This is a genomic window from Streptomyces sp. NPDC051940 (assembly GCF_040680895.1).
Lineage (GTDB): Bacteria > Actinomycetota > Actinomycetes > Streptomycetales > Streptomycetaceae > Streptomyces.
Window position 1 is genome coordinate 18,385 of the sequence record NZ_JBFAXR010000007.1, and the last position, 20,749, is coordinate 39,133.

The following is a 20,749-nucleotide window of genomic DNA, read 5'->3' on the forward strand; positions in this document are numbered from 1 at the left end:
CGTTGGGGGGCGAGCTGGCCGTCGGAACGCTCAGGGGCCTTGCCCCGGGCCCGGGTGGGCGAGTGGCCGCGTGTCGGGGTGGCCGAGACCCTGAGCCCCGTCCGGGAGGGGCTGGGTGAGCCGCTGGCCCACCGGGATCGCTCAGAGGGTCTAGCACTGGTGGCCCTCGGCTCCGGCCCCCTGGCCCTCGCCCCCAGGCCCCGGCCCTGAGCCCTCGGCCCTGGCCCTTCGGCCCCGGCAGCCCCGGGCCCCGACCTCCAGGCCCCAGCCTTCGGCCTCCAGGTCCCCATTCACCCAGCCCACGGGACCCCGGCTTCCCGGCCCGCGGCCTCAGAGCCCCCGGCCTTGGGCACGCCTTGGTGGTGTGGGTGTGGGTGCTAGGTCCGCCGCATCAATGGGCTGGGTGGAGCCTGGGGGGCGTTGCTGGTTGTGGGTGTCTGCCCAAGTGGCTGTCGCGGCGGCGTGCTGGGTGGAGTCTGGCGGTTGGTGGTGTGGGTGTCTGTCCAGGTCAGCCGCATCAATGCGCCGGGTGGGGCCCGCGGGGCGTTGCTGGGTGTGGGTGTCAGCCCAAGCGGTCGTCGTGGCGGCGTGCTGGGCGGCGCCTAGGGGTTGGTGGTGTGGGTGTCTGTCCAAGGTCCGCCGCATCAATGCGCCGGGTGGGGCCCGCGGGGCGTTGCTGGGTGTGGGTGTCAGCCCAAGCGGTCGTCATGGCGGCGTGCTGGGCGGCGCCTAGGGGTTGGTGGTGTGGGCGTCTGTCCAAGGTCCGCCGCGTCAATGCGCCGGGTGCAGCCCGGGGGGCTGGTGTGGGCGTCAGCCCAAGTGGGGCCGTCGCGGCCGGCGTGCCGGGCGGCGCCACGGTGGCCGTCGCGGCGGCCCGCCCGGCCGCGCCCCGAGGCAGGGCAGTGCTCAGTCGCGGGCCAGGATTACCGTGCCCGAGGAGCAGAACCAGCCGCCCGTTCCTGAGGCCACCGCCAGTTCCGGGAGCGTGCCGTCCGCGCGGCGGACCTGTGCGGTGTCCGCCTCGCCGCGGAGTTGGCGGGTTGCTTCCACCAGCAGGAACAGGCCCCGCATCCCCGGGTGGCAGGCCGACAGGCCGCCGCCGTCCGTGTTGACCGGGAGGGCGCCCGTCAGGGTCAGGCGGTCCTTGCCGACGAAGTCGCCGCCCTCGCCCTTCGCGCAGAAGCCCAGGTCCTCCAGCGTGACCAGCGTCATGTACGTGAAGGCGTCGTAGATCTGCGCGATGTCGACGTCCGCGGGCGTCACCCCCGCGCGCGCGAACGCGTCGCGGCCGGAGGCGGCCGCGGGGGAGACCGTGAAGTCCTCCCACTCCGACATCGTCGTGTGCGAGACCGCCGTACCCGAACCGAGGACCCACACCGGCGGCCGGCGGGTGTCCGTCACGTACTCCTCCGCCGCCAGCAGCACCGCGCAGCCGCCGTCGGACCGGATGCAGCAGTGCAGCTTGGTGAAGGGGTCCGCGATCACCGGCCCGGACTGCACGTCGTCGACCGTGATCGGGGTGCGGTACATCGCCAGGGGGTTCGCGGCGGCGTTCGCCCGCGCCTGGACGGCGACGGACGCGAGCTGCTCCGCCGTCGTGCCGTACTCGTGCATGTGACGGCGCGCCGCCATCGCGTACTTGGCGACGAGGGTGTGCCCGTACGGCACCTCGTACTGCAGCGGACCGCGCGCCCCGAAGGAGAGGTTCGCCGTGCGGCGGCCCGCCTTGAGGTCCGCGCGGGCGGTGGAGCCGTACACGAGCAGGACGGCGTTCGCGTGGCCCGCGGCGATCGCGTCCGCGGCGTGGGCCGCCATCACCTCCCAGGTGGCGCCGCCGACGGCCGTCGAGTCGACCCAGCGGGGCCGCAGCCCCAGGTACTCCGCGACCTCCGCCGGCGCCAGGGTGCCGAGCCCCGCCGACGCCAGGCCGTCGATCACCCCGCGGTCCAGCCCCGAGTCGGCGAGCGCGCGCCGGGCGGCCTGGGCGTGCAGGGCGTACGCCGTGGCCGAGTCGACCCGGCCGCAGCCGGCGAGGGCCACGCCCACGACGGCGACCCGGCGCCCGCCGGAACGCCCGCCCGTCCCCGCCCCCGTGCTGGATATCCGCGACATGAATCTGACGGTATATCAGATTCCCTCGGACCGGGAGCTAGGAAACTGGAGCCCGCGTCCCTACCATGACGGCGCGTCAGCCCAGCACGAACCGGGGACGGATCCGCGGAAGGAGCCCTCCATGGACCCTGCCTTCACCGAGGAGCAGGCGGAGATCCGCCGCACCCTGCGCACCGCCCTCGCCAAGGGCTGCGGCCCCGACGACGTACGCGCCGCGTGCCTGGCCCCCGCCGGCCACGACCGGCGCCTGTGGCACCGCCTGGCCGGCGACCTCGGCCTCGCCGGTCTCGCGGTCGCCGCCGCGGACGGCGGCGCGGGCTGCACGGTGACCGAGCTGGCACTCGCATGCGAGGAGGCCGGGCGGGTGCTGCTGCCCTCGCCGCTGCTGCCGACGGCCGCCCTCGCCGTACCGCTGGTCCAGGCCCTGGCCGCCGACGGGCAGCGGCATGAACTGCTGACCGCTCTGGCCGGCGGGCTGCCCACCGCCGTCGCCGTACCCGGCAGCCGTCTCACCGAGGCGCTCGCCCTCACCGGCCCCAACACCGGCCCCTGGGCGGGCGACGGCCGCGCCGGCGGCGTCCAGGCCCGCCGGCGTGACGGGCGGTGGCTGCTGTACGGGGAGGCGGAGCAGGTCCTCGGGGCGCCCGGCGCGGAGCTGCTGCTGGTCCCGGCGCACCACGGGGGCTTCGCGCGCAGCCACATTCTCGTCTTCGTGGTACGGGCAGGGGCGGCGGGTCTGACGGTGACGCGGACCCGGACCCTGGACGAGACCCGGGCCCAGGGCCGCGTACAACTCCGCGACACGGAAGCGGAGCTGCTGAGGGACGGCGCCAGCGACACCCCCACGCCCGTACCCGCCGCCTTCGCCGAGGCCGGCACCGTCGCCGCGGCGGCGCTCGCGGCCGAGGCGGTGGGCGCCGCGGCCGAGGCGCTGACGGCGACGGTGGAGTACGTGAAGGTGCGCGAGCAGTTCGGGCGGACCATCGGGTCCTTCCAGGCCGTGCAGCACCGGCTTGCGGATCTGTACGTCGAGGTGGAGGCGGCGCGTTCGGCCGCGTACTACGCGGCCTGGGCGGCGGCCACACCCGGCGCGGAGGACCGTACGGCCGCCGGCCCCCTCGCCCTGGCCCAGGCGCTGTCGGCCCAGCGGACCGTGGCGGGCGAGGCGATCCAGCTGCACGGGGGGATCGGCTTCACCTGGGAGCACCGGGTGCAGCTGTACTTCAAGCGGGCGGTGTCCGACGGCCTGCTCTTCGGCGCGCCGCACCGGCTGCGGGCGCACGCGGCGCGGCTGTCCGGCCTGTTCACAGCCGGTGAACCCCACGAGCGGAAGGCGGTGACGGTCTGATGGCAGCACGCAGCGGGCCCGGCGTACGGGTGGTGCAGAAGGTCTCGTCGAGCAGGACGTTCATGCGGGTCGGCCCGCGCGTCGTACCGCCGCTGGACCGCTTCCTGCACCGGATGACGGGCGGGCGGCTGATCCTCAGCGCCCTGATGCTGCCGAGCGTGGTCCTGACGGCGACGGGCGCGAAGTCCGGACTGCCGCGCGTGACGCCGCTGGCGTGCATGCCGGACCGGGAGTCCGGCACCTGGATCCTGATCGGCAGCAACTTCGGCCGCCCCGGCCACCCCGCCTGGACGGCGAACCTCCTGGCCCACCCGGAGGCGTCGATCAGCTGGAAGGCGGAGGACATCCCGGTCCGCGCGCGGCTCCTGCAGGGCCCGGAACGGGAGGAGGTGTGGGCGCGGATCCTGGAGTTCTGGCCCCCGTACGCCACGTACCAGGCCCGGATCGAGCGCCGGATCCGCGTGTTCCGCCTGGAACGCCGGTAGCCGGCCACGGTGCGGGCGCCATCACGGAGGAAGCCCTACTTGGGCGGCTTCCGCCCCGTCATCCCCAGATGTACGAGCAGCGAAAGGTTCGGCCTCAGCTCCGCCTGCTTGACGCCCCAGGTCTGGAACCCCTTCTGGTGCGCGGCGACCGCCGCCAGCATCGCGACCAGGGAGCCCGCCATCGCCGCCGGTGAGACCGACGCGTCGACCTTGCCCTTCGACTGGAGGTCCTCGATCGACTCCGTCAGGGAGTTCGTCACCGAGTTGAGGATCTTCATGCGGATCTTGTAGAAGCGCTTGTCGCCCTCGGCCGCGCCCAGGTCCACCACCCGCAGGATCGCCTCGTTCTGGCGCCAGAACGACAGGAATCCCTCGACGAGTTCGTCCGCGGCCTGCGCCCCCGACCTGCCGACCCAGGAGCGGCCGGAGACCAGCTCCGTCAGCGACGCGCCCTCGCGCGCCATCTGCTCGGCCAGTTCCAGCACCGCGCCCTCGACGTCGGGGAAGTACTGGTAGAACGTCGCCGGCGAGGTGCCCGCCTTCCGTGCGACGTCGATGACCTTGACGTCGCGGTACGGCGACGAGCTGAGCATCTCGCTCAGGCACTCCAGCAGTTTCGTGCGCGTGGCCTGGCCGCGGCGCCCCGCAACCCGGCCGTCGACCGTGCGGACTTGACCTGTCATGCCGTCAGCTTACCGAGCGGTGATCGGGGCGCGATCCGGCGGAGGGCAAAGGGGGAACGGACCGGCATCCCCGAGGAGTGCGGCAGCACCCCGGCAGCCGAGCGGCGGTCGAACAGAATTGACCATATGTTCGATCCGTTTCGCGAGCGAAGTCCTTGATCCACCGATAACTTGGGCACAGGAAATCGAGAAGGAGTCCTGATGGTCTCGTTCGCAGAGGGCGCACCCTGCTGGGCCGACGTGATGGTCGGCGACCTCGAAGCGGGCAAGCGCTTCTACGGCGAGCTCTTCGGCTGGACCTACGGCCCGCCCGCGCCGCCCGAGTTCCACGGCTACACCGAGGCGTATCTCGACGGCGAGAAGGTCGCCGCCCTGGCCGCCAAGCCGGACGGCCGGATGCCGACCGTCTGGAACATCTACTTCGCCGCACCCGACGCCGCGGCGGCGGTGCGGCGGATCACGGAGGCGGGCGGCCGGCTCGTGATGGGCCCCATGCGTATCGGCGAGTTCGGCACGATGGCCATGGCCGCCGACCCCGGCGGCTCCGTCTTCGGTATCTGGCAGCCCGCCGGGGACGTCGGCTTCGGCCGCCAGGACGAGCCCGGCGCGTACTGCTGGGTGGAGAACCACACGCGTGAGCCCGAGTCCGTCGACGCCTTCTACGAGGAGGTGTTCGGCTTCGTCGGTGCGCCGATGCCCGACGATCCGGAGGCCCGGCTGTGGTCGCTGCACGGCGAGGAGCCCGGTGTGAAGACCGCCGTGGCCGCCCGCGTCGTACTCGGTGAGCCCTTCCCCGTGGAGATGCCGCCGCACTTCCTGCTCTACTTCCGGGTGGCCGACGCCGACGCCGCCGCGGGCACCGCCCGCCGGCTCGGCGGCCGGGTGCATCTGGAGCCGCGGGACTCGCCGTACGGGCGGTGGGCCATCCTCGCGGACAACCAGGGCGCGCGCTTCGCCGTGCTCGCCCCACCCCGGAACCCCGAGGCGGCTAGTGGGGTATCCCCTGCTCGAGCGAAGTTCGAGAGCTTGGGGAAGGCCCCTGCCGCCGGTTGAGGGGCGCGCCGGCCGGGCCCCGGGCGGCGGGGCCCGGCCGGGCGTGACCCGCGGAACGCGCGCGTTGCGGACGCCGGACGGAGCGGACGTGACCACCGAACGGAACGGACGCACCCCCTCCGCCCACCCCCGCTTACGCACACAAAGCCCCCTTTCGATCACCTGTCCGAAAGTGCGAGTGAACTGTGACACCCCGAACGGCCCCCGGGTTCGCAACGAGGCCCCTCGCCGGGGAGAATCGGCAGGCGTACCCGGACTGACGGCTGTGCGCTCGCGGTGAGAGGCTGCACGGGGACTGTCGTATCCGACCGGTACGAAGAGGCCCCTACGGGGAGGTGGCAGGGAAGTGGTCGAGCAGCTGACGCAGCACGATCCGAGACGGATCGGCCCGTTCGAGGTGCTCGCCCGGCTGGGTGCCGGCGGCATGGGGCTGGTCTATCTCGCGCGTTCGGCGTCCGGCCGCCGGGTGGCGATCAAGACGGTGCGTACGGAGCTGGCCGAGGACCAGCTCTTCCGGGTGCGCTTCACGCGCGAGGTGGAGGCGGCGCGTTCGGTCAGCGGGTTCTACACGGCGGCCGTCGTGGACGCCGACCCCCGCGCCGCGGTGCCCTGGCTCGCGACCGCCTACGTGCCCGCGCCCTCCCTGGAGGAGATCATCACCGAGTGCGGGCCGCTGCCCCCGCAGGCCGTGCGCTGGCTGGCGGCCGGTATCGCGGAGGCGCTGCAGTCCATCCACGGGGCGGGGCTGGTCCACCGGGACCTCAAGCCCTCCAACGTCCTGGTCGTCGAGGACGGCCCGCGCGTCATCGACTTCGGCATCGCCTCGGGCGTCTCCAACACCCGGCTCACGATGACCAACGTGGCCGTCGGCACCCCGGCGTACATGTCACCGGAGCAGGCCCGCGACTCCCGCAGCGTGACGGGCGCCAGCGACATCTTCTCGCTCGGCTCCACGCTCGTCTTCGCTGGCACGGGCCACGCCCCCTTTCACGGGGCGAACCCGGTCGAGACCGTCTTCATGCTGCTGCGCGAGGGCCCGAACCTCGACGGGCTGCCGGACGAGCTGCGCCCGCTCATCGAGTCCTGCATGCAGATGTCGCCGGAGCACCGGCCGAGCCCCGCGGAGCTGCAGGCGCAGCTCGCCCCGCATCTGTTCAGCTCCGGGAACGACGACGACACCGGTACGGCCTCGGCCTGGCTGCCGGGCGTCGCGGTCGAGCTGATCGAGAAGCGCCGCGGCGTCCGTACGACGCACACCACCGAACCCCGTCCCGCCCCGCCCCGCCCCGTGGGCCCGCCGCCCAGGCCCGACCATCCGCCGGTCGCCGTACAGGTGCAGCAGCAGCCCGCGCCGGTCGCCGTGGAGGAGCCCGGCGGCGTGGTGCGCCTGGCGGGCGCCGCGGTGCCGATCGGGCCCGGTCCCCGGGTGAAGGACGCCACGGCGGCCCGGCTGCGGATGACGCCCGACGCGCATCCCGTGGCCGGCTGGGTCCGCCCGCCGGGAGCCGGCGCGCACAACGGCGTCCCGGCGGCGCGCCCCGCCCCGGCGGCCGTGGAGGAGCCCAGGCCCAAGGGCGGCTGGCGGCCGTGGCGCTTCCGGATGTCCAACGACGTCTGGGGCACCCCGGCGGTCGTGAACGACCTGCTGTACGTCACGTCCTTCGAGGTCCACGCGCTCGACGTGATGAGCGGGCGCCGCCAGTTCAAGACCCGTGAGGTCGCCTGGACGATGGCCGTCGCCGACGGCCGTATCCACGCCTCCGACGGGCCCAGCCTGTACGCCCTGGACGCCTCCGACGGCGGCGAGCGGTGGCGGCGCAGCGTGGACGGCTGGGTGTACGCGCTGCGGGTCGACGGCGGCGTCGTCGTCACCGGCACCCGCGGCGGCGGCGTGCAGGCCCGCGACGCCGTCACGGGCGAGCCCCTGTGGGAGCTGGCCGGGGCGCACACGGAGTTCGAGACGCCGGACGCCGGGCCCGTCATCAAGGGCGACACGGTGTTCGTCTGGGCCGAGGGCCGGCTGCGCGCCCTGCAGGCGCGCACGGGCGCCGAGCGCTGGTCGTACCCCGTCGGGGACGCGGCGGCGTGCGGCGGGGTGCCGGTGCGGCTGCTGTCCGCGCCGGACGGGTCGGTGTACGTCTCCGCGGGCAAGCGGGTGCTGGCGCTGGACGCGGCGTACGGGAGGCTGCGCTGGTCCTTCGAGGCGCCGGCCGTGCTGCTGTGCCCGCCGGCCTTCGCGCCCGGCGCGGCGGTGGGGGGCGGCGGGGTGTACCTCGCCGACTACCTCGGCACGGTGTACGCGCTGGACGCCACCGACGGGCGTGAGCGGTGGCGGATCGCCACGGAGGCGCGCAACTCCATCGAGCCCGTGCTCGTCGCCGACGGGGCGGTGCACGTGGGGTCCGGATCGGCGCTGTACACGCTGGACGCCGTCGCCGGGACGCCGAAGTGGCGCTTCGCGACCCGCGGCGAGCTGATCGGGACGCCGGTCGCGGCGGACGGCCGGGTGCACTTCGGCTCCGCCGACCACTGGCTGTACGCGGTGGACGCGATGGGCGGCCAGTTGCGGTGGAAGCTCGAGACCGGGGGCGAGATCACCGGGTCGCCCGTGGTGGCCCAGGGCGTCGTGTACGCGTGCAGCAAGGACCGCTGCGTGTACGCGCTGGACGCCGCCGAGGGCACGGGACGGTCGGGGCGGTAACCGCCGGGGTTACGCCGCGTCCCGGTGTTCCTGCGGGGGCGGGCTGCCGTCGGCCGTCTGGCGGAGGTCCTGCCCGCCGGTCGCGTCCGGGAAGCGGACCACGTTCTCCGGCTGGGACTCGTGGGCCCGTGCTGCCGGCTCCGCCGCGTAGGCCGGGGGTGCGGCCGGTTCCACCGCGCTGAGCCGCGCGGTCCTGCTCTGCCTGCCCAGCACCCCGGCGCCCAGCAGCATCAGCGCCGCCGCGCCGAAGGCGTACGCCACGCCCGCGCCCAGGCCGTCGCCGGTCGTCGTGATCGACAGACCGTCCGAGATCTGGCCCTGGCGGATCATCCACAGCAGCAGCGTGCCCAGCACGATCAGCCCGGCCACGCCGATCACGAGGCGCGATCTCCGCAGCACGCCGAGCACCGCGACGACCGCGGCGGCCAGCATGATCAGGAAGATCGACCCGATGAGGGAGGAGCGGGCATCGGTGATGCCGTCGAAGAGGTCGTCGACTGCGTAGTGCTGGCCGAGGCGGCCGTCGTACCACGGACGGAAGGGGCTGTAGACGGCGGCCGCCGCTCCTAGGAGCGCCAGGACGGACCCGACGAACAGACGCATGGTGGATACGGTTGCCCGCATGGTCCGCTCGCCTCCGGTCGGACTAGGCACACGGCCCGTGACGGGCCTCTCCCAGGACCGACGCTACGCCGGGTGGGGCGGGGCCGCATCCGCAGGCGCGCGCCCGCCGCACCCCGCGCCCCGTCACCGCACCCGGTACTCGCCCGCCCGCCGCGCGAACAGCTCCGCCTGGTCCCCCGGCGCCGCGCTGCCCAGCGAGATCAGCGCGTCCGCCTGCGCGAACGCCTGCTGCCGTGCCGCCAGCTTCGCCGTCCACAGCGCCCGTACCGTTCCCTGCACGGCCGTCGTCGGGGAGCCCGCGATCACCGTCGCCGCGCGCACGGCGGCCTCGACCGTCCGGCCGGGCGGGACCACCTCGGACACCAGCCCCGTCTCGTACGCCCGGCGCGCCCCGATCCGCTCGGCCGAGCCCATCAGGGCCAGGCGGGCCGCCTCGCCGGGCGGCATCCGCAGGGTGAGCGCGATGGCCTCGTACGCGTTGACCATGCCGTACGTCGTGTGCGGGTCGAAGAAGGTCGCGTTCTCGTCCGCGATCAGGAAGTCGCACTCGGTGAGGAGGTAGAACGCGCCGCCGCAGGCCATCCCGTTGACCGCGCCGACCACCGGCTTCCACAGGTCCTGCGACTTCGGGCCGACGTCCAGCAGCGGATCGTCCACGGAGTACGGCGACGAGGGCTGCGGTACGACCGCGTCGCGGTCCAGGCCCGTGCAGAAGGCGCGGTCGCCGGCGCCGGTGAGCACGATCGCCCGTACCCCGTCGTCCAGGCGCAGGGTGCGCCACAGGGTGCGCAGCGCGTCCGCCGTGGCGAGGTCGAGCGCGTTGTGGCGGTGCGGGCGGTCGAGGGTGACGACCGCGACGCCGTCCTCGGTCCGGGTCGTGACGCTCATGCGCGCTCCACCTGTCTCGTGACGCTCACGGCCGCTCCAGCTGCCACCGGGGCAGGGTGACGCCTTCCCCCGTGTCCCAGAACACCGCCCGTACCGCCGCCCCGATCCGCAGCCGCTCCGCCGGCACCGAGTCGAGCGCGGCGTCCGGCGCCGCGACCACGTTCCCCACCAGCCGGATCCGCGGATCGTCGGCCAGCTCCACCAGGACCACGTTGTACGGGGCGACGTCGGCGTACGACGGCAGCAGCGGCGGGTGCGGCACGACGTACGACCAGATCCGGCCGCGGCCCGACATGAGTCTCCAGTCCGTGTCGAACGAGCCGCAGTGCGGACAGCAAGGACGCGGCGGGAAGCGCGGCTCGCCGCAGCCGGCGCACGCCTGGACCCGCAGCTCGCCGCGGGCGGCGTAGGTCCAGAAGGGGGCGCCGTCGTCGTCCTGGACGGGTAGCAGCACGATGGCTCAGCTCCTCAGCAGCAGGGCGGAGGTGGGGACGCCCTCGCCGGCCGTGACCAGGCAGGTCTGCGCGCCGCGCACCTGGGCGGTGGAGGTGCCGCGCAGCTGGCGGACGCCCTCGGTGATCAGGTTGAAGCCGTGCACGTACGCCTCGGAGAGGCCGCCGCCGGAGGTGTTCAGCGGCAGCCGGCCGCGGGTCTCCAGTGCGCCGCCCTCGGTGAAGGCGGCGCCCTCGCCGCGTCCGCAGAAGCCGTAGCCCTCCAGGGAGAGCGGGATGAGCGCGGTGAACGCGTCGTAGATCTGGGCGACCGCGATGTCGTCCGGGCCGAAGTCGGCGTGCTTCCACAGCTGTCGGGCGGTGGCCCAGGAGGGGCCGGTCAGGGGGTCGTCGTTCCAGTAGTTGACCATGCCGTGGTGCTGGGCGGGCAGGCCCTGGGCGGCGGAGTGGACGTAGACGGGTCTGCGGCGGCAGTCGCGGGCGCGTTCGGCGGGGACGACGACGCAGGCGAGGGCGCCGTCGGTCTCCAGGCAGTTGTCGTAGAGGCAGAGGGGTTCGCTGATCCAGCGGGCGTTCATGTACATCTCGCGGGTCAGCGGGCGGTCGTACATCACCGCGGCGGGGTTCTGGTTGGCGCGGTTGCGGCAGGCCAGGGCGATGTTGAAGAGGTGGTCGCGGGTGGCGCCGTACTCGTGCATGTAGCGGCGGGTGAGCATGGCGATCTCGTCGGCGGGGCGCAGCAGTCCGTACGGGCGGGTCCACTGGGCCGGGGTGGGCAGCTGGGCGGCGGTGTTCGTCCAGGGGCGGGGGCCGCTGCCGCGCTTGCGGGAGCGCCAGGCGACGCCGACGTTCGCCTGGCCGGTGGCGATGGCGGCGGCGAGATGCGCGACGGTGGCGCACGAACCGCCGCCGCCGTAGCCGACCTTGGCGAAGAACGTGACGTCACCGGCGCCGATGGCCTTGGCCACCTCGACCTCGTCGGTCTCCTCCATCGTGTACGAGGCGAAGGCGTCGACCTCGTGCGGTTCGATGCCGGCGTCGTCGAGGGCCGCGAGGATCGCGCGGCAGGCCAGGGTCTTCTCGGACTCGGGGAGGTGCTTGGCGAAGGGCGTCTGCCCGATGCCGGCGATCGCGGTCGCGTCCTTGAGGGTCCCCATCAGCATCAGCCGCCTTCGCCTCGTCGTCGACCCCGGCACGCCGGGCCTTTCCGCGTCCGTGCGGCACGAAGGGTAGCGCGAATCTGACGGGTAGTCAGCTACGCACGCGGGAGATCCCGCGCCGTCGCCTCGGAGTCGTACGGCCCTGCTGACAGTGCGGTCAGGTTGACCTAACCTGACGGGTAGTCAGCTGCCGGGAGGGTGAGATGCGCGGAGACCTGAGGTACGGGAGTGTCCCCGGACTGGTGCGCGCGGCCGCGGAGCGGTACGCGGACCGGGAGGCGGTCGTCGAGGGCCGGACGCGGCTGACGTACGGCGAACTGGGCGCACGCGTCGAGCGCTCCGCTGCCGCGTGCGTCGCCGCCGGGGTGGAGCCGGGCGACCGGGTCGCCATCTGGGCGCCCAACACCCTGGAGTGGATCGTCGCGGCGCTGGGCGCGGTGTCCGCGGGCGCGGTGCTCGTACCGGTGAACACGCGCTTCAAGGGCGGCGAGGCGGCGTACGTGCTGCGGCGCTCGCGGGCGCGGCTGCTGTTCGTCACGGGGACCTTCCTCGGTACGTCGTACGTCGCGTCCCTGCGCCGGGCGGCGGGCACCGGCGCGGGCGGCGGACCGCTGCCCGGGCTGCCGGACCTGCGCGAGGTGGTGGTCCTGTCGGACGACGCGCCCGTCGGCTTCAGCTCCTTCGGCGACTTCCTCCGGCGGGGCGCCGCGGTGGACGCGGACGTCGTACGGGCCCGGGGGGACGCCGTACGGGGCGACGACCCGTCCGACATCATCTTCACCTCCGGCACCACCGGTCACCCCAAGGGCGCCGTCATCACGCACGCGCAGACGCTGCGCGCGTACGACACCTGGGCCGAGCTGGCCGGGCTGGAGGAGGGGGACCGCTATCTGATCGTGAACCCCTTCTTCCACACCTTCGGCTACAAGGCCGGCATCATCGCCTGCCTGACCCGCGGCGCCGTGATGATCCCGCAGCCCGTCTTCGACGTGGACACCGTGCTCGCGAACATCGCCGCCGAGCGCGTCTCCGTCCTGCCCGGCCCGCCCACCCTGCACCAGCAGCTCCTCGACCACCCCGCCCGCGACCGGCACGACCTGTCGGCCCTGCGCCTGGTGGTGACGGGCGCGGCCGTCATCCCGCTGCGGCTGGTGGAACGCCTGCGCGCGGAGCTGAAGATCGCCACGGTCCTCACGGCGTACGGGCTGTCCGAGGCGTCCGGCGTGGTCACCATGTGCCGGCGCGGCGATCCGGCGGAGGTCGTGGCGTACACCTCGGGCCGCGCGATCCCCGGCACGGAGGTGGCGGTGGCCGGTCCGGACGGCTCGCGGCTCGCCCCGGGGGAGCAGGGCGAGGTGCTGGCCCGCGGCTACAACGTGATGCGCGGCTACGACGGCGACCCGGAGGCCACGGCTGCCGCGGTCTCGCCGGACGGCTGGCTGCGCACGGGGGACGTGGGCGTCATGGACGCCGACGGCAACCTCCGGATCACCGACCGGATCAAGGACATGTTCATCGTCGGCGGCTTCAACGCCTACCCGGCGGAGATCGAACAGGCCCTCGGCCTGCACCCCGCGGTCGCGGACGTCGCGGTGATCGGCGTACCGGACGCGCGCCTCGGCGAGGTCGGCAAGGCGTTCGTGGTGCGGCATGCGGGGTCGACGGCGACGGAGGACGACCTGATCGCGTGGTCGCGGCGGGAGATGGCGAACTACAAGGTGCCGCGGGCGGTGGAGTTCGTGGCGGAGCTGCCGCGCAACGCGTCGGGGAAGGTCCTCAAGACGCGGTTGCGGGAGGTGGGCGCCTGAGGCGGCTCCCCGGCGCGCCTGTTCAGCGGGAGGGGCACCCCTGGGAGCCGGTGGAGAGGAAGCCCCGGGAGGTCTCGGTCTCGTCGGGCTGGTACGGACCCGACCTGCCGGTGAGGTCGAAGACCCAGGCGGGCTCCAGCGCCCACGTGCTCGGATAGGCGCACCGGTACGGCTTCAGGCCGAGCCGGACGCCCGTCACCGTGTAGTGGATGTCGGGCGGCTGCGGGCAGCCGGGTGCGCCCTGTCCCGGCTGGTCCAGCGTGCGCAGGGCCTGCCGCGCCGTCGGTCCCTCCACGGACCGGACCTTCTCGGGGAACAGCAGGAACCCCGTCCCCTGGATCAGCCGCCCCGACCCGTCGATGTGCAGCACGGTCCGCTCCAGCGGCCGCACGCCGCCGATCACCGGGGTCACGGTCACGATCCGGACGTCGTCCTGGCCGTGTCCGAGGATCTGCGAGGCGTCCACGTCGGCGTGCTCGATGCCCAGCGTCCGCTGCAGCGGCTGTGCGATGCGCTTGGCTGCGGCCTCGCTCACCGGGGTCGCCCGCTCCGGGACGGTGCCCCGGTCGAACCGCCAGATCCGACGGCCGGTGTCCACGTACAGGCGGCCCTTGACGTAGTCGCTCCGCTCGTAGACGCGGTCACCCGGCTGGTCCCCGGCGCTCTCGTCCACCCCGTCGAGGCCGACGGCGCGGGCCAGTTGCCCGACGGCGCCGCGGGTGACCGGCCTCAGGCGGTACGCCGGGCTGGACACGGTGCCCTCGGGCAGCTTGCCGGCGTAGTGGTAGTGCTCGGCGGACCTCGGCTGCGGAGTGCTGTTCGGGCACGGCAGGGCGGGCGTGCTGCTCCGGGCCGCGCTCGGTGACGGGGTGCCGGACGAGCGGCGCGGTGCCGGTCCAGGTGCGCAGGAGGCCAGCGCCAGCGCCGCGATCAGGGCCAGGGCTCCGGCCCTTCCCGCGCCGGTCACTCGCTGAAGCCCAGCCGCAGGGCGAGGCCGCCGATCACCGTGGCCGTGATCCGGTCCAGGATCCTTCGGGCCCTCGGGCGGCGCAGCCAGCGGCCGAAGGCGGATGCGGAGAGGAGCAGCACCGTCGACCAGAGCAGGCCCTCGGTGATGTGGACGGACGTCAGCAGCAGGCCCATCGGGAAGTGCGGGGCGCCCTCCGGGATGAACTGCGGCAGGACCGCGACGTAGAAGACGCCCACCTTGGGGTTGAGCAGATTGGTCAGCGTGCCCTGGCGCCAGCCGCCGGCCAGGGAGTCCGCGCCGGAGAGCGCCTCGGCCGAGGGCGCGGTCTCGGCGCCGCCGCGGAACGTGTCGTACAGCATGCGGCCGGCCATCCACAGCAGGTAGCAGACGCCGGCCCAGCGGAGCACCTCGTACGCCAGACGCGAGGCGGTCAGCAGGGCGGTGACGCCCGCCGAGGTCAGCGCGCCCCAGACCAGGGTTCCGGTCTGGATGCCGAGGACGACACCCCAGGCGCGGGTGCGGCGGCCGAGGGCGGCGGTACGCAGGATGAGGGCCGTGTCGAGGCCCGGGGTGAGGGTGAGGAGCCCCACGACGAGGGCGAAGGACCAGAGCGCGGTGTCTATTGCCACGGATGGTCATCGTACGGGGCCGCGGCCCGCGCCGGCTCGCGCACGAGGTAGACGTCGATCGGATCCTCGGATACGAAGGTGAAGCCGTGGCGTTCGTAGAGGCGTCTTGCGGGGCTGCCCTGGAGGACGTTGAGGCGGACGCGGACGGAGTCCTCGTCGCATCGCCGCAGCAGTCGGCTGAGGACGGCGGAGCCGATGCCGCGGCCCTGGAGGCGGGGATCGAGGAAGAAGTGCTCGAGCCAGTGCGCGTCCCCGTCCGGACGCAGCGCCACGGAGCCGGCGAAGGCGCCGCCGTCCGCCTCGATGACCCAGGCGTGCTCCGGCACGAACGCGTCCCGGAACCGCTGCCGCACGCGCACCGCGTCGTAGCGCCCCAGCCGCTCGAGGTCCGGCCGCATCACGACGGCCCGCAGCTCGGCGATGGACTCGGTGTCGGCGGCGGAGGCGGGGCGTATGTCCCAGTCGTTCATGATCGCGATCGTAACCGCCACCGCGCTCCGCACACGCCGCGGGCCCGGCGCGGTGGCCGTCGGACGGCCGCCGTTGCCGGGCCCTGCGGGGTGCGTGTGCGGTGCGGTGGGTCAGTTGACGGGGGCGACGGGCGTGTGACTGTCGGCAAGGGTGACGGTGCCGTCGTTGCCGGGGGCGACCGGCATGTGGTGGTCGGCGCGCACGGTGCTGCCGCTGTCCGGGGCGATCGGCATGTGGTGGTCGGCCAGGATCGCCGAGGACGAGCTGCCGCCGAGCAGGGCGGTGGCGAAGAGGGCGGCGACGGTGACGAGGGTCTTCTTCGAGCGGTTCATTGCGGTCTCCCGTCAATTGAGGCTTGTGTGCCTGGAGTTGATGTGGAGACGCTAGCGCCGAAGGAACATCAGTTCTAGGCGGCTGGCTGGAAATAGCCGTCAATAGACTGGAATCAAGTGATTCGACGGACAGTGGGCGCCCTGAAGGGCAGCAAAAAGGGCCGGCCGCGGCGACCCCCCTCTCGTCGTCGCGGCCGGCCCGCCTCCCCCGAGGCTGCCGCCTGTCAGTTCTCCGGCGGCGCCGGCCAGTGGCCGTCCAGCGGCTGCACGGCCTCGGTGGTGCTGGTGCCGTCCGTGGTCTCCGCGTCGGTCGCCGTGCCGTCCTCCGGCGGGGTCGGCCAGTGACCGTCGCCGAGCGGCTCGACCTTCGACTTCTTCTCATCCGCCATGTCGTCAACTCCCCTGAAACGTGGGACTCGTGAAGCGTGAGTGCCCGCCCGGCAACTCCCCCGCGGATTGCCGGACGGGCGACTACTCGGGCCGCTCACCTTAGCGGTGCGTCGTCGCGGCCCGACTGTCGGGCGACGCTCCCCCCCGGTGCGCCCGCCCAGAAATGAGCATGCCGGAAGGCGATAAACGACCGATGAACGGCCACGTCCATCCCGTAGCGGCTGCTGTTCAGAGCGCTGCGGGCGTCGCCAGCAGGGAACGGATGTCGTCCGCGCGGGACGAGCCGAGCTGGTCGTACAGGGCGACGGACTCGGTCCAGCAGGCCCGGGCCCGGCCCGGCTGGCCGACCCCTTCCAGCGCATGGCCGAGGACTGCCATGACCTGCGCCCGGTGCCAGTCGCCGCCGACCCCCTTCAGGCACGCCAGCGCGTTCTCGGCGTGCGCCGCGGCCACGGCGGGCTGCTCCAGGGCGAGGTGCACCTCCGCGAGCCGCAGCAGGCTCATGCCGTCCCACAGCTGCATCCGGTTGTCCCGGAAGACCTCCAGCGCCTCCGAGAGCTGGGGGAGCGCCTCGGCGGGACGTCCGGCGCTCGTGAGGGCGACCCCGAGGGCATAACGGGCATTGGCCATACGGAGGTTCCCGCCCAGGCCGAGATAGATGTCCAGCGCCTCGCGGGCGAAGCGCACCGCGTGGTCCTTGTCCCCCGTCTCGACGTGCAGCCGTGACAGATTGCTGAGGGCGCTCGCCTCGCCCGCCCGGTTGCCGTCCGCCCGGAAGGCCCGCAGCGCCTGCTCGAAGCAGTCGCCGGCGTCCCCGTAACGTCCGAGCAGCCCGCTGACGATGCCGCGCTCGTTCGGCGCGTATCCGCTGACCCACGGGTCCTCGCAGGCGGTGCCCAGCAGCATGGCCCGCAGGGCGTGTTCGTCGGCGGCCTCGAAGCGGCCGGCGAAGGTGTGCGAGTACGTGATGACGATGTGCGCCCGTGCCTGACCGCGCAGGTCGTCCGCCTCCTGGGCGGCCTGCACGGCGGCCTCGGCGGCCTGGAGGCACTGCAGCGAGTGGGTGCCCGACTCGGCGAGGTTGCGGGCCATGAGGAGCAGTTCGATGGCGCGGCTGAGCGTGGCGCCGGCCGCGAACTGGCGGATGGCGGCGAGGAGGCAGTCCGCCTCCGCGTACATCCAGTCCAGCGCCTCGTGCCGGTCGCCGAACGGCAGCCCCTCGCTGTGCCGCGGCGCGAGATGCGCCGTGAGCCGGTCGCCGGGCCGCCCCAGTTCGTACACGCGGGCGCCCGTGGCGAGATAGAAGTCCAGGAGCCGCGCGAGCGCCGACTCGCGCTCCTGCGGCGGCTGCTCGTCCCGCTCCGCGCACCCCCGCGCGTACAGCCGTACGAGGTCGTGGTAGCGGTAACGCCCCGGTGCCGCCGACTCGATGAGTGAGGTGTCGACCAGCCGCTCCAGCAGGTCCTCCGCGTCGTCCGCCGCCATGTCCAGCATCGCGGCCGCCGCGTGGACCGAGATGTCCGGGCCGTCCGCGAGGCTCAGGAGGCGGAACGCGCGGGCCTGGTCGGCGGGGAGCTGGCCGTAGCCGAGTTCGAACGACGCCTTCACCGCCAGGTCGCCGACCTGGAGTTCGTCGAGCCGCCGGTGCTCGTCCGCGAGCTTGCGCGCCAGGGTCGACACCGTCCACGTGCGCCGCGCGGACAGGCGCGAGGCCGCGATGCGGATCGCCAGGGGCAGATAGCCGCAGCGGCCCACGACGTCCATCGCCGCGTCCCGCTCGGGGGCGACGCGGTCCTCGCCGACGATGCGCGTGAACAGCTCCAGCGCCTCCGCCGGGCTCATCACGTCGAGGTCCACGTGCTGCGCCCCGACCAGGTCCATCATCTTGCCCCGGCCGGTGACCAGCGCCGCGCAGCCCTCCGTGCCGGGGAGCAGCGGCCGCACCTGGGCCGCGTCGCGGGCGTTGTCCAGCAGGGCCAGGAGCCGGCGGCCGGCCAGCCGCGAGCGGTAGAGGGCCGAGCGCTCCGCGACGCCGTCGGGTATCTCCGCGTCCGTGGAGCCCAGCGCCCGCAGGAACGCGCCGAGCACCGCCTCCGGCTCCGCCGGCGCCGGGCCCGAGCCCTGCAGGTCGACGTACAGCTGCCCGTCCGGGAAGTGCTCGCGCGCCGCGTGCGCCACCTGCACCGCCAGGGTCGTCTTGCCGACGCCGCCGATGCCGGACACCGACGACACCGCCATCACGCTGCCCTCGGAGGTGGCGAGCTGCTTGGACAGCTCGTCCACGTAGTCCGCGCGGCCGGTGAAGTCCGCGACCGAGGCCGGAAGTTGAGCGGGGCGCAGGAAGCGGGGGCCGGCGAGGGCCGCGGCGGCCGGCTCGGGCGCGGCGAGGGAGTCGTCCGCGCGCAGGATCCGGGCCTGCAGCTCGGCCAGTTCGGGCCGCGGGTCCACGCCCAGCTCGCGCTTAAGCAGCCGGCGGGTGTCGGCGTACACGGCGAGCGCCTCGCCCTGCCGGCCGCTGCGGTACAGCGCCAGCATCAGCAGCTCCCGCAGCCGCTCGCGCAGCGGGTGCGCGGCGGTCAGCGCGGTCAGCTCCGAGACGACGTCGGCGTGGCAGCCGGCCTTCAGGTCCAGGCAGACGCGGTGCTCCAGCAGCGACAGCCGCCATTCGTCCAGCCGTACGCGCTGGGTCTCGGCGTACGGGCCGGGTACCCCGGCCAGCGCCCCGCCGTCCCAGACGGCGAGGGCCTCGGCGTACAGGGCGCGGCCCCGGGCCGTGTCGCCCCCGGCCTGGGCGCGCTCCGCCTCGGCGGCGAGCCGCTCGGCCCGCTCGGTGTCCAGGCTGTCCGGCGCGCGTACGACGGCGTAGCCGCCGGCCCGGGAGACCAGCGTCTGCGCTCCCAGCGCCTTGCGCAGCCGGAAGGCGTACGTGCGGATCGTCGCGGTCGCCGTCTCCGGCGGCTCCTCGCCCCACAGCGCGTCGATCAGGTCCTGCGCGGTGGCCGTGCGTCCGCTGCGCAGCAGCAGGGCGGCCAGCATGGCGCGCTGCTGTGGCGAGCCCGCGGCGAGCTCCGCGCCGGCCCGCCGGGCCTGGACGGGGCCGAGGACGGAGAACGTCAGATCGGCGTCGTACCGCCCCGTCGTGGCCGTCGCGCCCGGGCGGCCGTCTCCGCTGGCGCCGTCGATGGTCTCGCTCATGGCCGTCCCCCTCCCCGAGGCGTATCCCGCATCGGATCAGTCTGCCTTGAGGACGGTGCATTCGTCAGCAGCGGTTCCGGACGTTGGCGGTCCCGATATGGCCTTGTTGTGGAGAGAGTTGGAGCGTTTACGGACAGGGGTGCCCGGATTGCCCGCCGGGACGTCCGCTGCACGCTAGCTGACGGACCGTCAGATCGGCGCTACCGTGGAGCGCATGGAGACCACCTTCCCGAAGATAATCTCGGTGGACGACCACACGGTCGAGCCGCCCGGCGTCTGGCGGGACCGGCTCCCGTCGAAGTACCACGAGGTGGGGCCGCGGATCGTGCGCGCCCCGCTGAAGGAGATGACCTTCCTGGGCGGCCGGTTCGCGCCGAAGATGGGCGCGCCCGGCGACGAGGGGCCGATCGCCGACTGGTGGGTCTACGAGGACCTGCACCGGCCCCTCACCCGGCTGGACACCGCCGTCGGCTACTCCCGGGACGAGATCCGGCTCGAGGCGATCACGTACGAGCAGATGCGGCCGGGATCCTTCAGCGTGCCGGAGCGACTCGCGGACATGGACGTCAACCACGTCCAGTCGGCGCTCTGCTTCCCCACCTTCCCCCGTTTCTGCGGCCAGACCTTCACCGAGGCGAAGGACCGCGAGCTGGGCCTGCTGTGCGTGCGGGCGTACAACGACTGGATGGTCGAGGAGTGGTGCGGGCCCGAGGCGCAGGGCCGGCTGATCCCGCTGCCGATCATCCCGCTGTGGGACGCGGAGCTCGCCGCCGCCGAGGTGCGGCGGAACGCGGCGCGCGGCGTCCGGGCGGTGTGCTTCTCGGAGATCCCGCCGAACCTCGGGCTGCCGTCGGTCCACACGGACGACTGGGACCCGCTGTTCGCGGCGTGCGCCGAGACGGGGACGGTGATCGCGATGCACATCGGGTCGTCGTCGCGGATGCCGTCGACGTCGAAGGACGCACCGCCGGCGGTGGGGTCGACGATCACCTTCGCCAACTGCTGCTTCTCGATGGTCGACTGGCTGATGTCGGGGAAGTTCGAGCGCTTCCCCGGGCTGAGGATCATGTACGCGGAGGGCCAGATCGGCTGGATCCCGTACATCCTGGAGCGGGCGGACGTGGTCTGGGAGGAGAACCGGGCCTGGGGCGGCGTCGCGGACAAGGTGCACCGCCCGCCGTCGGAGCTCTTCGCCGACCACGTCTACGGCTGCTTCTTCGACGACGCCTTCGGCCTGCGCAACCTCGACGCGATCGGCGTCGGCAACGTCCTGTACGAGACGGACTACCCGCACTCGGACTCGACGTGGCCGAAGTCGCGGGAGGTGGGGGAGTCACAGATGGGGCATCTGCCGGCGGACCAGGTGGAGCGGATCGTCCGGGGCAACGCGATCGAACTGCTGGGGCTCACGCCGCAGGGCTTGTGGGCGGGATAGCGGGGCCTGACCG

At 73.7% G+C, this 20,749-nt stretch carries 18 protein-coding genes; 6 read left to right on the plus strand and 12 right to left on the minus strand.

Annotated elements, in window-relative coordinates:
- Positions 1 to 906: 906 nt before the first annotated feature.
- Positions 907 to 2,112 carry an acetyl-CoA acetyltransferase gene (locus tag AB0M28_RS04965; RefSeq protein WP_365397854.1) on the minus strand — a complete coding sequence of 402 codons (1,206 nt, stop codon included), beginning with the start codon at positions 2,110 to 2,112 and terminating at the stop codon, positions 907 to 909.
- 121 nt (positions 2,113 to 2,233) lie between these two features.
- Here AB0M28_RS04965 and AB0M28_RS04970 point away from each other — a divergent pair, with 121 nt between their 5' ends.
- Positions 2,234 to 3,460, plus strand: coding sequence for an acyl-CoA dehydrogenase family protein (locus tag AB0M28_RS04970; protein ID WP_365397857.1), 1,227 nt, complete (start codon positions 2,234 to 2,236; stop codon positions 3,458 to 3,460).
- Positions 3,460 to 3,945: a nitroreductase family deazaflavin-dependent oxidoreductase gene (locus AB0M28_RS04975; RefSeq protein WP_365397860.1), complete on the plus strand. Its 486-nt coding sequence runs from the start codon at positions 3,460 to 3,462 to the stop codon at positions 3,943 to 3,945. The genes AB0M28_RS04970 and AB0M28_RS04975 overlap by 1 nt, the downstream gene beginning before the upstream one ends.
- A 35-nt stretch (positions 3,946 to 3,980) precedes the next feature.
- On the opposite strand, the gene AB0M28_RS04980 is transcribed toward AB0M28_RS04975, so the two are convergent.
- Positions 3,981 to 4,628, minus strand: coding sequence for a TetR family transcriptional regulator (locus AB0M28_RS04980; RefSeq protein WP_365397863.1), 648 nt, complete (start codon positions 4,626 to 4,628; stop codon positions 3,981 to 3,983).
- 201 nt (positions 4,629 to 4,829) lie between these two features.
- Between AB0M28_RS04980 and AB0M28_RS04985 the strand changes: the two genes are divergently transcribed.
- Entirely contained in the window at positions 4,830 to 5,681 is an 852-nt protein-coding gene (locus tag AB0M28_RS04985; RefSeq protein ID WP_365397866.1) for a VOC family protein, read from the plus strand.
- 346 nt (positions 5,682 to 6,027) lie between these two features.
- The gene (locus tag AB0M28_RS04990; RefSeq protein ID WP_365397868.1) at positions 6,028 to 8,382 is read left to right on the plus strand and encodes a PQQ-binding-like beta-propeller repeat protein; all 2,355 of its coding nucleotides are present in this window, start codon (positions 6,028 to 6,030) and stop codon (positions 8,380 to 8,382) included.
- Between the two features lie 9 nt (positions 8,383 to 8,391).
- Here the strand turns inward: AB0M28_RS04990 and AB0M28_RS04995 are convergent, their stop codons facing one another.
- The 4 genes from AB0M28_RS04995 to AB0M28_RS05010 form a co-directional block, all read right to left on the minus strand.
- The gene (locus AB0M28_RS04995; protein ID WP_365397871.1) at positions 8,392 to 8,985 is read right to left on the minus strand and encodes a hypothetical protein; all 594 of its coding nucleotides are present in this window, start codon (positions 8,983 to 8,985) and stop codon (positions 8,392 to 8,394) included.
- Between the two features lie 144 nt (positions 8,986 to 9,129).
- Positions 9,130 to 9,894 carry an enoyl-CoA hydratase/isomerase family protein gene (locus AB0M28_RS05000; RefSeq protein WP_365397874.1) on the minus strand — a complete coding sequence of 255 codons (765 nt, stop codon included), beginning with the start codon at positions 9,892 to 9,894 and terminating at the stop codon, positions 9,130 to 9,132.
- A gap of 25 nt (positions 9,895 to 9,919) precedes the next feature.
- The gene (locus AB0M28_RS05005) at positions 9,920 to 10,348 is read right to left on the minus strand and encodes an OB-fold domain-containing protein (protein WP_365397877.1); all 429 of its coding nucleotides are present in this window, start codon (positions 10,346 to 10,348) and stop codon (positions 9,920 to 9,922) included.
- A 6-nt stretch (positions 10,349 to 10,354) separates the two neighbouring features.
- Entirely contained in the window at positions 10,355 to 11,503 is a 1,149-nt protein-coding gene (locus tag AB0M28_RS05010; RefSeq protein WP_365398163.1) for a lipid-transfer protein, read from the minus strand.
- Between the two features lie 206 nt (positions 11,504 to 11,709).
- On the opposite strand from AB0M28_RS05010, the gene AB0M28_RS05015 reads away from it, so the two are divergent.
- On the plus strand, positions 11,710 to 13,314 hold the full coding sequence (locus AB0M28_RS05015; protein ID WP_365397880.1) for a FadD3 family acyl-CoA ligase: 1,605 nt from the start codon (positions 11,710 to 11,712) through the stop codon (positions 13,312 to 13,314).
- A 22-nt stretch (positions 13,315 to 13,336) separates the two neighbouring features.
- On the opposite strand, the gene AB0M28_RS05020 is transcribed toward AB0M28_RS05015, so the two are convergent.
- The 6 genes from AB0M28_RS05020 to AB0M28_RS05045 all read right to left on the minus strand — a co-directional run bounded on the left by AB0M28_RS05020 (position 13,337) and on the right by AB0M28_RS05045 (position 19,301).
- Positions 13,337 to 14,281 (minus strand): hypothetical protein, encoded by a 945-nt coding sequence (locus tag AB0M28_RS05020; RefSeq protein WP_365397883.1) that lies wholly within the window; start codon positions 14,279 to 14,281, stop codon positions 13,337 to 13,339.
- Positions 14,278 to 14,913, minus strand: coding sequence for a LysE family translocator (locus tag AB0M28_RS05025; protein ID WP_365397886.1), 636 nt, complete (start codon positions 14,911 to 14,913; stop codon positions 14,278 to 14,280). Before AB0M28_RS05025 ends, AB0M28_RS05020 begins: the two co-directional genes overlap by 4 nt.
- A complete protein-coding gene (locus AB0M28_RS05030) occupies positions 14,904 to 15,383 on the minus strand; it encodes a GNAT family N-acetyltransferase (protein ID WP_365397889.1) in 480 nt (159 codons plus the stop codon). The genes AB0M28_RS05025 and AB0M28_RS05030 overlap by 10 nt, the downstream gene beginning before the upstream one ends.
- A 111-nt stretch (positions 15,384 to 15,494) precedes the next feature.
- Complete coding sequence (locus tag AB0M28_RS05035; protein ID WP_365397892.1) at positions 15,495 to 15,716, minus strand: hypothetical protein; 222 nt, start codon at positions 15,714 to 15,716, stop codon at positions 15,495 to 15,497.
- A gap of 224 nt (positions 15,717 to 15,940) precedes the next feature.
- Positions 15,941 to 16,105 carry a hypothetical protein gene (locus AB0M28_RS05040; RefSeq protein ID WP_365397895.1) on the minus strand — a complete coding sequence of 55 codons (165 nt, stop codon included), beginning with the start codon at positions 16,103 to 16,105 and terminating at the stop codon, positions 15,941 to 15,943.
- 229 nt (positions 16,106 to 16,334) lie between these two features.
- Positions 16,335 to 19,301, minus strand: a complete 2,967-nt coding sequence (locus AB0M28_RS05045) for a BTAD domain-containing putative transcriptional regulator (protein WP_365397898.1) — start codon at positions 19,299 to 19,301, stop codon at positions 16,335 to 16,337.
- A gap of 214 nt (positions 19,302 to 19,515) precedes the next feature.
- Between AB0M28_RS05045 and AB0M28_RS05050 the strand changes: the two genes are divergently transcribed.
- Positions 19,516 to 20,736 carry an amidohydrolase family protein gene (locus tag AB0M28_RS05050; protein ID WP_365397901.1) on the plus strand — a complete coding sequence of 407 codons (1,221 nt, stop codon included), beginning with the start codon at positions 19,516 to 19,518 and terminating at the stop codon, positions 20,734 to 20,736.
- Positions 20,737 to 20,749: the final 13 nt, after the last annotated feature.